Source organism: Mycobacterium sp. (assembly GCF_049278535.1).
GTDB lineage: Bacteria > Actinomycetota > Actinomycetes > Mycobacteriales > Mycobacteriaceae > Mycobacterium.
Genome location: NZ_JBAPMI010000128.1, coordinates 1 through 13,652 on the forward strand (window position 1 = coordinate 1; position 13,652 = coordinate 13,652).

Sequence of the window (13,652 nt, forward strand, 5' to 3'; positions counted from 1 at the left end):
GCTGATTACCCGCGCCGAGGCGTTGCGGCGCATCGGCGAGGCGGCCGATCTCGGCGAGCGCACCACTTTGAATGGCCTGCCCTTGGAGCCTGTGCTGCCTGCCACAGCCGCCGCGCAACGGGCCGGCGATATCGGTGCCGGGCAAGTGGCGGTGATCCGAGGCTTTTCCCATCGGCTGCCTGACTTCGTCGACATCGAGACTCGCGCCAAGGCCGAAGCGCAGCTGGCCCGCCTCGGCGGCGAGCATCGCCCGGACGAACTGGCCAAGCTGGCCGACAAACTCACCGACTGCCTCAATCCCGACGGCAATTTCAGTGACACCGACCGGGCTCGCCGACGCGGAATCGTCATTGGCAAGCAAGGTTTCGATGGGATGAGCCCGATAACCGGGTACTTGACGCCAGAAGCGCGAGCCACGTTAGACGCCGTCTTGGCCAAGTTGGCCGCACCTGGCATGTGCAACCCGGAAGATGAGAAGCCTTGCGTTAATGGTGCTCCGTCGGAGCAGGCCATCCGAAGCGACTCCCGCTCGTGCGCTCAACGCAACCATGACGCACTTAATGCCGCCGCCCGTGCGCTGCTCGCCTGTGGTGTTTTAGGTCAGCACAACGGATTACCGGCGTCCATCATTGTCAGCACCACTTTGCGTGAATTGGAAGCGGGCGCCGGTCGGGGACTCACGGGCGGCGGGACGTTGTTGCCGATGAGCGATGTGATCCGGCTAGCCGCCCACGCCCACCACTACCTGTGCATTTTTGACAACGGTCGAGCATTGGCGCTCTATCACACCAAACGCCTCGCCTCGCCTGCTCAGCGAATTGTGCTGTACGCGAAGGACCGTGGCTGCTCATTCCCCGACTGTGACGTGCCCGGCTACTACACCGAGGCTCATCACGTCAGACCCTGGGCCCAAACGCATGTCACAGATGTCAACGACCTGACGCTGGCCTGCGGCCCCAACCATAAGCTTGCCGACCAAGGCTGGACCACCCGCAAGGGCGCCAATGGCGACACAGAATGGATTCCCCCTCCGCACTTGGACTACGGCCAACCCCGGGTCAACACCTACCACCACCCCGAAAAATTGCTTCGAGACGGCGACGAGGACGACGAAGTGCGGCGGGCGGGCTAAGCCGACAGCGTGGCGCGGACGCACACTGTCACGTAGGGCAGCGAGAGTCCGCCGGCGTTGACCAGCGCCGGATGGGTCGCTAGTAGTTCGCGTACCTGGTCCAGCGTCTTGGTGCGGACCTGGGTCGGCGAGGTGATGCAATAGCTGCGCGACGCGACCAAGTCGATCAATGCTTGCGGCGTAAGGTAATTCGTCCACTCGACTTGATGACGCTGCACGTCGGTGAACGGCTCCGGCAGGGTCACGTGGTCGCGCATCGGGTCGCCGTCGCGGCCGATGATGCGGCCCAGCTCCCGCACCCACCCGAGCCGCTCGTCGCGGGTGTTCCACACCAAGCCCAGTCGTCCACCGGGCCGCAGCACCCGGGCCAGCTCGGGAATCGCGCGCTCCGGGTTGAACCAATGCCACGCCTGCGCGACGAGCACTGCATCAACGCTGTTGTCCGCCAGCGGGATTTCCTCTGCGGTGCCGAGCAGCGCCGGGGTTTCCGGCAACGACTTACGCAGCATCTCCAGCATCTCGGCGATCGGGTCAACGGCGACCACGTCCAGCCCGCGCTCCACCAGCCGGGTGGTCAGCTTGCCGGTCCCGGCGCCGAGGTCGAGCACGTCGCGCGCGCCGGGCGGCAGCAGCCAGTCGATCGCATCCGGCGGATAGGACGGACGGCCGCGCTCATACGCGGCCGCTTCAGAGCCAAACGACAATGAGCGGGCCTGTGAGGACTGGGTCACCGCGGACACGCACCCTTGGTGGCCGCCAATTCCAGGGTCTGGCGGACCAGATCGCCGACGGCATCGGTCTCCACCAGAAATCCGTCGTGCCCGAAGACCGAGTCGACCACCTGCAGCCTCTCGCAGCCGGGCAGCAACTCGGCGAGTTCCTCTTGCAGCCGCAGCGGATACAGCCGGTCGGAGGTGATACCGCCGACCACCGCCGGCACCGGGCAGCCGCGCAACGCGCTGGCCACACCGCCGCGTTCCCGGCCCACGTCGTGACTGGACAGCGACTCGGTGAGCACCACGTAGCTGCCGGCGTCGAACCGCGACACCAGCTTGCGGCCCTGATGCTCCAGGTAGCTCTGCACGGCGTAGCGGCCGCCGGACGTCGGATACTCGTCTCCCTGGGCTTCGTTGGCGAATCGGTTGTCCAGCTCGCCCTCCCCCCGGTAGGTCAGGTGCGCGAAGCGGCGGGCGATCTCCAGGCCGGCGTTGGGGGTTCGTCCGGTGCCGTAATAGTCACCGCCCTGCCAGTTCGGGTCGGCTTTGATGGCCGCGATCTGGGTGCACTGCGTGCCGATCTGGTCTGCGGTGGCACGCGCGCCCACTGCCAGCAGTAGGCCGGCGCCCACCCGGTCGGGGTAGGCGACCATCCATTCCAGCGCCCGCGCGCCACCCATCGACCCGCCGAGCACCGCGGCGACTTCGGTGATGCCCAACGCCGCCAGCGCCGCCACATCGGCCTCGACCTGGTCCCGGATCGATATCACCGGAAACCTTGAGCCCCAGGGCTTTCCGTCGGCGGCCATCGAGCTCGGCCCGCTCGACCCGCGACAACCGCCCAGCACGTTGGTGGCCACCGCGCACCAACGGTTGGTGTCGATCGGCGCGCCCGGGCCGGCAATGCCGTCCCACCAGCCCGGCGTGGGATGCCCGCGCCCGGCCGGCCCGGTGATGTGCGAGTCGCCGGTCAGCGCGTGCAAGACCACAACGACGTTGTCGCGGGTCGGCGACAACTCACCCCACCGCTGCACGGCGATGCTGACGTCGTCGAGCACCACACCGCTTTCCAGCGTCAGTGAGCCGATGTCAACGATGCCGACATCGCCTTCGTTGGGCAGCGTCTGGGTCGGCACGTCAGAAATTGTCACCTGCCGCTCCTCAGAACGCCGCCACGGCGTGCGGATCACCGGCGCCCGCGTATCTGCGAGCGGCGGCGAAGCCGAGTTCGAGGTCGGCCAGGATGTCGTCAATGCCCTCAATACCCACCGCCAGCCGCACCAAACCGGGGCTCACCCCGGCCGACAGCTGCTCGGCGGCGCTGAGCTGAGCATGAGTAGTCGACGCCGGGTGAATCACCAGCGAGCGCACGTCACCGATGTTGGCGACGTGGCTGTGCAGCTTCAGTGCATCGACGAACGCCTTGCCGGCGTTCACCCCGCCGGCCAACTCGAAGGACAGCACCGCTCCGGTTCCCTTGGGCGCCAGCTTCTTTGCCCGCTCGTACCACGGAGAGCCGGGCAGCCCGGCGTAGTTGACCGACAGCACGCCATCGTGGCCGGCGACGTATTCGGCGACTCGTTGCGCGTTGGCGACGTGGCGCTCGACCCGCAGACTCAGGGTCTCCAGGCCCTGGGCGACCAGGAACGCGTTGAACGGCGACGCCGCTGAGCCCAGGTCACGCAGCAGCTGCACCCGGGCTTTGAGCGCGAACGCGGGCGGTCCCAACTCGGCGTAGACCACACCGTGGTAGCTGGGGTCCGGTGTGGTGAACCCGGGAAAGCGGCCTTGCGTCCAGTCGAAGGTGCCGCCGTCGACGATCACGCCGGCGATCGCGGCGCCGTGCCCGCCGAGGTATTTGGTAGCCGAGTGCACCACGATGTCGGCGCCCTGGGCGATCGGCTGGATCAGGTACGGGGTCGCGACGGTGTTGTCGACGATCAGCGGCACACCGTGCTCGTGTGCCACCGCCGAGACTCCGGGGGTGTCCAGGATGTCGATCTGAGGGTTGGAGATCGTCTCGGCGAAGAACGCCTTGGTGTTCGGGCGCACCGCGGCCCGCCACGAATCCAGGTCGTCGGGGTCGTCGACGAAGCTGACCTCGATTCCGAGCTTGGGCAGTGAGTAGTGGAACAGGTTGTAGGTGCCGCCGTAGAGCCGCGGGCTGGACACAATGTGGTCGCCTGCGGCGGCCAGATTCAAGATTGCGAACGTCTCGGCGGCCTGCCCCGAGGACAGGAATAGCGCGGCCACTCCGCCCTCCAGGGCGGCGATCCGCTGTTCGACGACGTCGGTGGTCGGGTTGCCGATGCGGGTGTAGATGTTGCCCGGCACTTCCAGCCCGAACAGCGCCGCAGCGTGCGAGGTGTCGTCGAAGACGTAGGACGTGGTCTGGTAGATCGGCAGCGCGCGGGCGCCGGTGGTCGGGCACGGCTGTTGACCAGCGTGGATCTGCTTGGTCTCGAAGGACCAGTGCGCGGTCGGATCGGTATCGGCTTCAGTAGCTGAGTTGGTGTTGGAACTCACAGTCGAGTGCTTTCTGGGAAGAGTGGAGGTGTGTCGGATGCCGGATGAGCGTGGGAGGTCGTCTTATGACGACGTCGACCAACGCATTCAGCAACTACGACGCACGATGGGCCAGCCCGCATAGGTGCGCATCAGGTTTCCCTGTCTACTCCGGGGGGCCCATCACGGCGGACCCGCGCTTGCCGCGTAGCCACTGTTGGCTACGAAACCTTGTCATCACCCGGGGCACCCCACCGCGGTTGGAGGGTTGCCGGCCAGCAAGCCGGGGCTTGACGCTGGCACTCATGACCGAAATGAAGCTTATCTCATTAACCCGAGCCGGTGCCAGCGGTCCGGTTTGAGTCAATCCGGGTGCCTTGTCTTGAGGCTGCCGCGATCGAGGTCGACAACAGCGAAAACATGCTTGATAACGTGGCAGCCAGTTACACCGCGAACCCCGTCAGGATCTGACCGAATACCGGGAGAAACACCGTGTGCGCCGACCAGCCGACCATCATCTACACGCTGACCGATGAGGCGCCGCTGTTGGCGACTTACGCCTTTCTGCCGATCGTGCGGGCGTTCGCCGAACCGGCGGGCATCACAATACAAACCAGCGACATCTCGTTGGCGGGGCGGATCCTGGCCGAGTTCTCCGACTACCTGACCGACGAGCAGCGCGTGCCCGACAACCTGGGCGAGCTGGGACGGCTGACCAAAGAGGCCGACACCAACATCATCAAGCTGCCCAACATCAGTGCGTCGGTGCCGCAGTTGGTGGACGCGGTCAACGAATTGCAGGGCAACGGCTTCAAGATCCCCGACTATCCGCAGAGTCCGAAAAGCGACGAGGACAAAGAAATTCGCGACCGCTACGCCAAATGCCTTGGCAGCGCGGTGAACCCAGTTCTGCGCGAGGGCAATTCGGACCGGCGCGCGCCAAAGGCGGTCAAAGAGTACGCGCGTAAGCATCCGCACAGCATGGGGAACTGGTCGCAGGCGTCGCGCACGCACGTCGCCACCATGAAGCGCGGCGACTTCTATCACGGCGAGAAGTCGATGACGCTGGACCGTGCTCGCGACGTCAAGATGGAGCTGAAAACCAAGGGCGGCAAGACGATCGTGCTCAAGCCCAAGGTGTCGCTGCGGGATGGCGATGTCATCGACAGCATGTTCATGAGCGTGAAGGCGCTTTGCGAGTTCTACGAGGCGGAGATCGAGGATGCCTACAAGACTGGGGTGATGTTCTCGCTGCACGTCAAGGCGACGATGATGAAGATCAGCCACCCCATCGTGTTCGGCCACGCAGTCAAGACCTTCTACAAGGACGCTTTCGCCAAACACGGGGAGCTGTTCGACGAACTCGGCGTCAACGTCAACAACGGTTTGGTCGATCTGTACAACAAGATCGAGACCCTGCCCGCGTCACTGCACGACGAGATCATCCGCGACCTGCACGCCTGCCATGAACACCGGCCCGAGCTGGCGATGGTCGATTCGGCCAAGGGCATCAGCAACTTTCACTCGCCCAGCGATGTGATCGTGGATGCCTCGATGCCGGCGATGATCCGCGCGGGCGGCAAGATGTATGGCGCCGACGGTCGGCAGAAGGACACCAAGGCCGTCAACCCGGAGTCCACGTTCTCCCGCATCTACCAGGAGATCATCAACTTCTGCAAAACCCACGGGCAATTCGATCCCACCACGATGGGCACCGTGCCCAACGTCGGCCTGATGGCACAGCAGGCCGAGGAGTACGGGTCGCACGACAAGACGTTCGAGATTCCCGAAGACGGTGTCGCCGACATCGTCGACCTCGACACCGGTGAAGTCCTGCTCACGCAAAACGTTGAGGCCGGTGACATTTGGCGGATGCCCATCGTGACCGACGCTGCGATCCGCGACTGGGTCAAGCTCGCCGTCACACGGACGAGAAATTCTGGCATGCCGGTGGTGTTCTGGCTCGACCAGGAACGTCCACACGAATACGAGCTGCGCAAGAAGGTCAACACCTATCTGGCCGACCTCGACACCGAGGGCCTCGACATTCAGACCATGTCGCAGGAACGAGCCATGCGGCACACGATCGAGCGCGCCATACGTGGGCAAGACACCATCGCCGCCACCGGAAACATCCTGCGCGACTACCTCACTGACCTGTTCCCGATCCTGGAGCTGGGCACCAGCGCCAAGATGCTGTCGATCGTGCCGTTGATGGACGGTGGGGGAATGTATGAGACCGGAGCGGGTGGCTCAGCGCCCAAGCACGTCCACCAGCTGGTCGAGGAAAACCACCTGCGGTGGGATTCCCTCGGCGAATACCTGGCGCTGGGAGCATGTTTCGAAGACATCGGTATCAAGACCAAAAACGCGCGGGCCAAGATTCTCGGTAAGACGCTCGACGACGCGATCGGCAAACTCTTGGACAACGACAAGAGCCCGTCGCGCAAGACCGGTGAACTCGACAACCGCGGCAGCCAGTTCTACCTGGCGCTGTACTGGGCGCAGGAACTCGCCGCGCAGCACGACGACGAGGAGTTGCGCAAGCACTTCGCCGCGCTGGCCGAGGAGCTGGGCAAGGACGAAGACGCCATCGTCGCCGAACTCGGCGAAGCGCAAGGCGAATCCGTCGATATCGGCGGCTATTACCGACCGGACGACGAGAAGCTCACCGCGGTGATGCGGCCGAGTAAGACGCTCAACACGGCGCTGGCTGAGGCGGTCGACTGACCGTCAGTCGACCAGCCCGCGAAGCGTCTCGATCAGCTTGACCCGCTCGGCGGCCGTGCCGGCGATCGGCACCACATTCAACGTGGTAACCCCGGCCTCACGGAAGGCCGCCACGCGTTCCTTGACGAACCCGGGCGTTCCGATCAGCGAGACGTCGCGGACCAGCTCGTCGGGAACGGCCTTGGCGGCCGCCTCCTTCTCGCCGGCCAGATAGAGCTCTTGGATGCGGTCGGCCGCTGCGCCGTAGCCGTATCGGGTGGCCAGGGTGTGGTAGAAATTTTTGCCCTTGGCGCCCATGCCGCCGATGTAGAGCGCCAGATGCGGCTTCACGACTTCCCTTAGCGGCTCGACGTTTTCACCGATGGCCAGGGTCGGGCCGGCGAACACCTCCAGCTCGCCCAGCGCCGGGTCGCGGTTGGCTTGGCCGGTGGCCAGCGCCTTGCCCCAGACGTCCTGGGCTTTCTCCGGCAGGAAGAAAATGGGCTGCCACCCCTCGGCGACCTCGGCGGCCAGCTCGACGTTCTTGGGTCCCAGCGCGGCAATTAAGACTGGAATGCGTTCGCGGACAGGCTTATTGATTAGCTTCAGCGCCTTGCCGAGCCCGGTGCCCTGTTCGGGAGGCAGTGGAATCGTGTAGTGGGTGCCGTCATAGCGCAGCGTCTCGCGCCGCCACACCTGGCGGCAGATCTCGATGACCTCGCGGGTGCGGGCGATCGGCGCGTCGTAGGGCACGCCGTGGAAACCCTCCATCACCTGGGGGCCGGATGCGCCCAGGCCCAGGATGAACCGGCCGTCGGAGACGTAGTCCAGTCCGGCGGCGGTCATCGCGGTCAGCGTGGGTGTCCGGGTGTAGAGCTGCAGGATGCCCGATGCCAGCTCAACGCGGTCGGTGCTGGCGGCCAGATACCCGAGCGCGCTCACTGCGTCGAACGAATACGCCTCGGGGACAAAGACAATGTCCAAACCAGCGCGCTCGAGGTCGGCCACCTCGGCGGCCACCTCCCTGAAGCCGCCCGCGTAGTTGATCCCTAATCCGATTCGCATGCCTGGCTGCTCCCTACGCTCTAAGCCCTGGTGACCTGGTCGGCCAGTTCGAGGGCTTCCTGCTGGATTCTCGGAAATTGTGCGGCCATCGCTTCGGACAACGTCTTCGCGCCGGAGAGCGGTCGCACCATCACCTTAAAGTCATCGATCAGTCCGTCGTCGTTGACATGTAGGAAGTCGCAACCGTTGACCGTCACACCGGGTGCGCCCGCGATACCGGTCTCGAACTCAAGGGCGTAGTTGCCGCCGTTGCTGTCATGGATCTCGCGGACATAGCGAAAATTCTCGAAGACCCGCAGCACGCCGCGCAGGATCGCTGCGGTGATCGGCTTGCCGACGTAAGGCTTGAAGGCCACCGGGCTGGTGAATACGACGTCGTCGGCCAGCATGGCCTGGATCGCCGCGTCGTCGCGTTCCTCGACTGCCGTGCGGAAGGGATGCATCAAACACCTCGGATGGTCAATTTGTTGAGTAGGTGTGCCCGACAGTAAGGCCTGAGCGCGCCTATGTCCATAGGTGAATAATCACTTTGTTTACTATTCGTGTCGTACGATGGACTGATGTCGCTGCGTGATGCCGTGCTGGCCGCTCTGCTCGAGGGTGAATCCTCCGGCTACGACCTGGCCAAGGACTTCGACGCGTCGGTGGCGAACTTCTGGATGGCGACACCGCAGCAGCTGTACCGTGAACTGGAGCGTCTTGCCGAGCAGGGCCTGATCCAAGCTCGCATCGTGGAGCAGGAACGCCGGCCCAACAAGCGGATGTTCTCGCTGACCGAGGCGGGTTATGACGCGATCCGGCAGTTCACCGCGCGGGCGCCGAAACCCTTGGCGATCCGCGACGAACTGATGATCAAAGTCCAGGCTCTCGACGTCGGCGACGACGCGGCCGTTCGCGACTTGATCATCGAGCGGCGCGAGTGGGCCGAGGCAAAAGTTCAACGCTACGAGCGCCTTCGCAACCGAGTCCTCGATGGCCTCAGCGAAGAGGAATTCCTCGCAACGGCGCCGCGAGTGGGCCCCTATCTGACACTGATGCGCGGGATCTCGTTCGAGCAGGAAAACCTCCGATGGGCCAAGCGCGCACTGGCGATCGTCGAACAGCGTCAGGGCGCCGGGTCGGTCAGGTAGTGGGCTCTAGCTGGCGGGCGGGTCCTCGACAGTGCGCAGCTGCGAGCTGTGCTGCTCGAGGAAGGCGCTGATCACTTCGGTAACCCGGGCGGGTGCCTCGAACATCGGGATATGCCCGACGCCGTCGAGCTCGGTGATCCGCGTGCCGGCGGGGAGCTGTGCCTGGAAGTAGCGGTGCGAGCGCGGCGCGGGGAACACGCGGTCCTTTTCGCAGAGCACCAGGTGGGCCGGCACCGCGGTTTGGGCAAGCTCGAGCAGTCCGGGCTGCACCAGCGATTTGACCAGCAGCTGGAAATAGGCCGGGCAATGCGCCACGTCGTCGACGATGGCCGCGAGCTGCTCGTCGGTGACGCCGCCGGGTGTCCCGCTGATCGGCAGGGTGGACAGTTGGTGTGTGTAGGGGAGACGCAGCGCCCGTGGCCCCAGCCAGCGGGCGGCCGCCCAGAACGGCATTGCCGACACGAACTTCGCGATCACCTCGAACTTGGCCGGGGTCCAGCGGGTCCACCCACCGGCCGGCGCGATACCGGTGACGGTCCGTGCCCGTCCGCGACGCTCGAGCTCGAATGCCACCCAGCCGCCCAGTGAGTTGCCGACGATGTGGGCGGTGTCCCAGCCCAATTCGTCCAGCTGTCGCTCGACGTGGTCGGCCAGCGCGGCCGAGCTCAGAAACCAGGTACCGGACTTCGGCCCGCCGTTGTGGCCGGCCATCGTCGGCGCGAAAACCTCGTAGTTGCCGGTGTCTGCCAGTTGCTGGGCGACCGTCTCCCAGACCAGCTGCGAGATCAGGAACGGATGCAGCAGCAGGACCGGTTCGCCAGACCCCAGATGAATGGGCGCGCGAGATGTCATGCCGCCGACATTATGGCGATACCGCCGGTACTGCAAGGAGCGCCGCTGTTCGCGTGAAAAGATCAAATCATCATGACTACCGCTACTGGATCCAGCCGGGTTTTCTCCGGTGTGCAGCCCACCTCCGATTCGCTTCACCTCGGAAATGCGCTGGGGGCCGTGACCCAGTGGGCCCAGTTGCAAGACGACCACGACGCCTTCTTCTGTGTCGTCGACCTGCACGCGATCACCCTCCCGCAGGACCCCGCCGTGTTGCGCCGGCGCACTCTGCTGACTGCCGCGCAGTATCTGGCACTGGGTATCGACCCCAGTCGCAGCACGATCTTTGTGCAGAGCCACGTGCCCGCGCACGCCCAGCTGGCCTGGGTGTTGGGCTGCTTCACCGGTTTCGGCCAGGCCTCGCGGATGACCCAGTTCAAGGACAAGTCGACGCGTCAGGGCAGCGACGCGACAACCGTCGGCCTGTTCACCTACCCCGTGCTGCAGGCCGCCGACGTGCTGGCCTACGACGCCGAGTTGGTGCCGGTCGGTGAGGACCAGCGTCAGCACCTGGAGCTGGCGCGCGATATCGCGCAACGGTTCAACGGCCGCTACCCGGACACGTTCGTGGTTCCGGAAGTCTTGATTCCCAAGGCCACCGCAAAGATTTACGACCTGCAGGACCCGTCGTCGAAGATGAGCAAGTCGGCAGCCACCGATGCCGGCCTGATCAGCCTGCTCGATGATCCAGCGGTGTCCGCCAAGAAGATTCGGTCCGCGGTGACCGACAGTGAACGGGAGATCCGCTTCAACCCCGAGACCAAAGCCGGCGTGTCGAACCTGTTGAGCATCCAGTCCGCGGTCACCGGCGCTGGAATCGACGCGTTGGTCGACGGTTACGCCGGGCGCGGTTACGGCGACCTGAAAAAGGACACCGCCGAAGCTGTGGTGGAGTTCGTGACCCCGATTAAGACCCGGGTTGACGAATTGCTCACAGATCCAACAGAACTGGAGGTAGTTCTGGCTGCCGGGGCGGCACGGGCCGATGAGGTAGCCGCGAAAACCGTCGACCGGGTTTATGACCGGCTCGGGTTCCTACCGAGACGTCCTTAGCGGGTTGTCGTGAGCGAACCGGCCAAGTCAGGGATTCTCGATCGGCTGCGGGCGCGGTACGCATGGTTCGACCACGCAATGCGCGCCAACGACTGGTTCGATGAGTGCCGGGGCAACTTCTTTGCCGCCGGGCTGACGTACTACACGATTTTCGCGTTGTTTCCCTTGCTCATGGTCGGTTTCAGCGTCGCCGGATTCCTGCTGTCGCGTCGGCCCGCCGTGTTGACTGCGATCGACAACAAGGTCAGGTCCGCGGTGCCCGGTGCCCTGGCTCAGCAGATACTCGATCTGATGAACTCAGCGATCGACGCGCGGACGTCGGTGGGTGTCATCGGCTTGACCGCCGCGGTATGGGTCGGCCTGAACTGGATGGGCAATCTTCGCGTCGCGCTGACCGAATTGTGGCGGCAGCCTGAGGGTTCGCACGGATACATCCGCACCAAGTTCTCCGACTTGGTGGCGATGGTGTCGTCATTCGTGGCCATTTTCGCCACGCTCGGACTCAGTGCGTTCGCCGGCGCGGGATCGATGGCCCGGGTGTTGGGCTGGCTGGGCCTTCACGACCTGCCGGTGCTAGACGGGATTCTGCGCGCCGTATCGGTATTGGTGTCATTTCTGTTGTCGTGGTTAGTGTTCGGCTGGATGATCGCCCGGCTACCCCGGGACCCGGTCAACTTCGCCAGCTCGATTCGGGCGGCGTTGCTCGCGGCGGTCGGCTTCGAATTGTTCAAGTTGGTTGCGGCGATCTATTTGAAATCCGTGCTTCACAGCCCCGCTGGTGCGACCTTCGGCCCCGTGCTGGGCCTGATGGTGTTCGCCTACGTCACGGCGCGGCTGCTGCTTTTCGCGACCGCGTGGGCGGCGACGTCGACCGATAACCTGCCCGCGGCGCCGGCGGAGACGCCGGCGGAGACGCCTGAGCCCACCGTCATCATGCCGAGGGTGCCCCCGGCCGACGGGCTCAAGGCGCGGCAGGTGATTACCGCTGCCGTGGTAGGTGCCATTGCGGCACTTGGCCTTTCCAGGCTGAGCCGACGCAGCAGAGACGATTAGTCTCAACATCGCAGCCATCTCTATACCGAAACGATTTGGCCACGAGGGGGTGCACCGGTCTGTAGGCGTGTCATTCTCTGGAGCAGGAATATTGCGCTACGCAAAGGCGGGTAGGCGATGTCAGCTCCAAATCTCTTCCAGAAACTAGCCGCGGAGACTATCGGCACCTTTTGGCTGGTGCTCGGCGGCGTTGGCAGTGCGGTCTTTTCGTTGAAGGCCCAATCTGATCTGTTCTCACTCGGTATCGGTTATCTCGGTGTCGCATTGGCTTTCGGTCTGACCGTGCTGACCGGTGTGTACGCGTTCGGGACAATCTCGGGCGGGCATTTCAACCCAGCGGTCACGCTGGGCGCGGCACTGGCTCGCCGCGTGGAATGGAAAGTGCTGCCGGCGTATTGGATCGTTCAGGTGGTTGGTGGCCTGCTCGGGGCGTTGGTGGTCTACTTCATCGCGTACGGCAAGCCCGGGTTCATCGCGACGGGGCACATGGCGGCCAACGGCTATGGCGCACACTCGCCCACGGGTTATTCGATGGGTGCCGTCATCCTGGCCGAGATCGTGTTGACGGCCGTGTTCTTGTTCGTCATCCTCGGCTCCACCGACGCGCGGGCACCGAAGGGCTTTGCGGGCTTGGCTATCGGACTGACGCTGACACTGATTCACCTGGTTGCCATTCCGGTCTCCAACACCTCGGTCAACCCGGCCCGGTCGACCGCTGTCGCGTTCTTCAACGGCGACGGCGCCCCCGCGCAGCTGTGGGTGTTCTGGCTTGCACCGCTGGTCGGCGGGGCGATCGCCGGTATCGCCTACCCGTTGCTATTCGGGCGGGCCGAGGAGCAGGAGGAGGAGGACTAGCTGACCAGCTTCAGTCCCGCGATGCAGCCGACCACACCGGCGATAAGCATCACCTTGACCGGCGACGCCGTCTCGTCGCCGGTCAGCATCGCGTAACCGACGGTGAGTACGGCTCCTACGCCGACCCAGACCGCGTAGCTGGTTCCGGTCGGCAGGCTGCGCATCGCGAACGCCAGCCCGGCCATCGAGAATGTCAGCGAGACAGCGAAAATCAGCGACGGAAGCAGCCGGGAAAATCCGTCCGATCTGTCCATCGCGGTCGCCCACACCGCTTCGAGAACTCCGGACGCCACCAACACCAGCCAGGCCATTGCGCACCTCTTCCGCGCCGTCTTGTCGCTGGCCGGGTACGGTGCGCCTCGTCCGGTGTCAGTTGCTGACCCGTTCGACGGTAGCAAACCTTATCGGCCGGTTACCCAGCTGCCGCGTACCACGACGGCGCCGACCCGATAATCCGGTTCCAGCGCAACAAGATTGGCCTCGGCGCCGACGCGCAGACTTCCGGCGCCGTCGATGCCGAGCGCTCGGGCCGGGGTCGTCGAC

Annotated in this window: 14 protein-coding genes and 2 riboswitches; of the genes, 6 read left to right on the forward strand and 8 right to left on the reverse strand. The window is 64.8% G+C overall.

Translation table 11 applies throughout. The features are described 5' to 3' along the window. Positions 1 to 1,132: HNH endonuclease signature motif containing protein (locus WAO18_RS08050; protein ID WP_422205350.1), on the forward strand; the 1,132-nt coding region annotated here is incomplete at its 5' end. Here WAO18_RS08050 and WAO18_RS08055 read toward each other — a convergent pair. Genes WAO18_RS08055 through WAO18_RS08065 form a run of 3 tightly spaced genes read right to left on the reverse strand, consistent with a single transcriptional unit; the run spans position 1,129 to position 4,374 of the window. After that, positions 1,129 to 1,863 carry a class I SAM-dependent methyltransferase gene (locus tag WAO18_RS08055; RefSeq protein WP_422205369.1) on the reverse strand — a complete coding sequence of 245 codons (735 nt, stop codon included), beginning with the start codon at positions 1,861 to 1,863 and terminating at the stop codon, positions 1,129 to 1,131. The genes WAO18_RS08050 and WAO18_RS08055 overlap by 4 nt on opposite strands. After that, on the reverse strand, positions 1,860 to 2,999 hold the full coding sequence (gene metX / locus WAO18_RS08060; protein ID WP_422205352.1) for a homoserine O-acetyltransferase MetX: 1,140 nt from the start codon (positions 2,997 to 2,999) through the stop codon (positions 1,860 to 1,862). Before metX ends, WAO18_RS08055 begins: the two co-directional genes overlap by 4 nt. 10 nt (positions 3,000 to 3,009) lie before the next feature. Beyond that, complete coding sequence (locus WAO18_RS08065; protein WP_422205354.1) at positions 3,010 to 4,374, reverse strand: bifunctional o-acetylhomoserine/o-acetylserine sulfhydrylase; 1,365 nt, start codon at positions 4,372 to 4,374, stop codon at positions 3,010 to 3,012. Positions 4,375 to 4,544: 170 nt separating this feature from the next. Next, positions 4,545 to 4,664: riboswitch (SAM riboswitch) on the reverse strand. A 181-nt stretch (positions 4,665 to 4,845) separates the two neighbouring features. Here WAO18_RS08065 and WAO18_RS08070 point away from each other — a divergent pair. Continuing rightward, positions 4,846 to 7,083: an NADP-dependent isocitrate dehydrogenase gene (locus WAO18_RS08070; protein WP_422205355.1), complete on the forward strand. Its 2,238-nt coding sequence runs from the start codon at positions 4,846 to 4,848 to the stop codon at positions 7,081 to 7,083. 3 nt (positions 7,084 to 7,086) lie between these two features. Here WAO18_RS08070 and WAO18_RS08075 read toward each other — a convergent pair whose 3' ends face one another. Together WAO18_RS08075 and WAO18_RS08080 are read right to left on the reverse strand one after the other, a co-directional pair. Next, complete coding sequence (locus tag WAO18_RS08075) at positions 7,087 to 8,127, reverse strand: LLM class F420-dependent oxidoreductase (protein ID WP_422205357.1); 1,041 nt, start codon at positions 8,125 to 8,127, stop codon at positions 7,087 to 7,089. A 20-nt stretch (positions 8,128 to 8,147) separates the two neighbouring features. Beyond that, entirely contained in the window at positions 8,148 to 8,570 is a 423-nt protein-coding gene (locus WAO18_RS08080; RefSeq protein WP_422205359.1) for a nuclear transport factor 2 family protein, read from the reverse strand. 117 nt (positions 8,571 to 8,687) lie between these two features. Here WAO18_RS08080 and WAO18_RS08085 point away from each other — a divergent pair, with 117 nt between their 5' ends. Next, entirely contained in the window at positions 8,688 to 9,257 is a 570-nt protein-coding gene (locus tag WAO18_RS08085; protein WP_422205361.1) for a PadR family transcriptional regulator, read from the forward strand. Between the two features lie 6 nt (positions 9,258 to 9,263). Here the strand turns inward: WAO18_RS08085 and WAO18_RS08090 are convergent, their stop codons facing one another. Continuing rightward, positions 9,264 to 10,109, reverse strand: coding sequence for an alpha/beta fold hydrolase (locus tag WAO18_RS08090; protein ID WP_422205363.1), 846 nt, complete (start codon positions 10,107 to 10,109; stop codon positions 9,264 to 9,266). A 72-nt stretch (positions 10,110 to 10,181) separates the two neighbouring features. On the opposite strand from WAO18_RS08090, the gene trpS reads away from it, so the two are divergent. The 3 genes from trpS to aqpZ all read left to right on the forward strand — a co-directional run bounded on the left by trpS (position 10,182) and on the right by aqpZ (position 13,109). Then, complete coding sequence (gene trpS / locus WAO18_RS08095; protein WP_422205364.1) at positions 10,182 to 11,201, forward strand: tryptophan--tRNA ligase; 1,020 nt, start codon at positions 10,182 to 10,184, stop codon at positions 11,199 to 11,201. A gap of 9 nt (positions 11,202 to 11,210) precedes the next feature. Then, positions 11,211 to 12,254 carry an inner membrane protein YhjD gene (gene yhjD, locus WAO18_RS08100; RefSeq protein ID WP_422205365.1) on the forward strand — a complete coding sequence of 348 codons (1,044 nt, stop codon included), beginning with the start codon at positions 11,211 to 11,213 and terminating at the stop codon, positions 12,252 to 12,254. A gap of 117 nt (positions 12,255 to 12,371) precedes the next feature. Beyond that, on the forward strand, positions 12,372 to 13,109 hold the full coding sequence (gene aqpZ / locus WAO18_RS08105) for an aquaporin Z (RefSeq protein ID WP_422205366.1): 738 nt from the start codon (positions 12,372 to 12,374) through the stop codon (positions 13,107 to 13,109). Here aqpZ and WAO18_RS08110 read toward each other — a convergent pair. Together WAO18_RS08110 and WAO18_RS08115 are read right to left on the reverse strand one after the other, a co-directional pair. Continuing rightward, the gene (locus WAO18_RS08110; RefSeq protein ID WP_422205367.1) at positions 13,106 to 13,420 is read right to left on the reverse strand and encodes a DMT family transporter; all 315 of its coding nucleotides are present in this window, start codon (positions 13,418 to 13,420) and stop codon (positions 13,106 to 13,108) included. The two genes, aqpZ and WAO18_RS08110, sit on opposite strands and share 4 nt — an antisense overlap. An 11-nt stretch (positions 13,421 to 13,431) precedes the next feature. After that, positions 13,432 to 13,495, reverse strand: a riboswitch (guanidine-III (ykkC-III) riboswitch). A 15-nt stretch (positions 13,496 to 13,510) separates the two neighbouring features. Further along, positions 13,511 to 13,652, reverse strand: a 142-nt coding sequence (locus WAO18_RS08115) for an amidohydrolase family protein (protein WP_422205371.1), incomplete at its 5' end; no start/stop codon positions are given.

Bases quoted from the DNA above. Each gene is read 5' to 3' on its own strand.
- WAO18_RS08075 (WP_422205357.1), bottom strand. From the start codon at position 8,127: ATGCGAATCGGATTAGGGATCAACTACGCGGGCGGCTTCAGGGAGGTG.
- WAO18_RS08080 (WP_422205359.1), bottom strand. From the start codon at position 8,570: ATGCATCCCTTCCGCACGGCAGTCGAGGAACGCGACGACGCGGCGATC.
- WAO18_RS08085 (WP_422205361.1), top strand. From the start codon at position 8,688: ATGTCGCTGCGTGATGCCGTGCTGGCCGCTCTGCTCGAGGGTGAATCC.
- WAO18_RS08090 (WP_422205363.1), bottom strand. From the start codon at position 10,109: ATGACATCTCGCGCGCCCATTCATCTGGGGTCTGGCGAACCGGTCCTG.
- trpS (WP_422205364.1), top strand. From the start codon at position 10,182: ATGACTACCGCTACTGGATCCAGCCGGGTTTTCTCCGGTGTGCAGCCC.
- aqpZ (WP_422205366.1), top strand. From the start codon at position 12,372: ATGTCAGCTCCAAATCTCTTCCAGAAACTAGCCGCGGAGACTATCGGC.
- WAO18_RS08110 (WP_422205367.1), bottom strand. From the start codon at position 13,420: ATGGCCTGGCTGGTGTTGGTGGCGTCCGGAGTTCTCGAAGCGGTGTGG.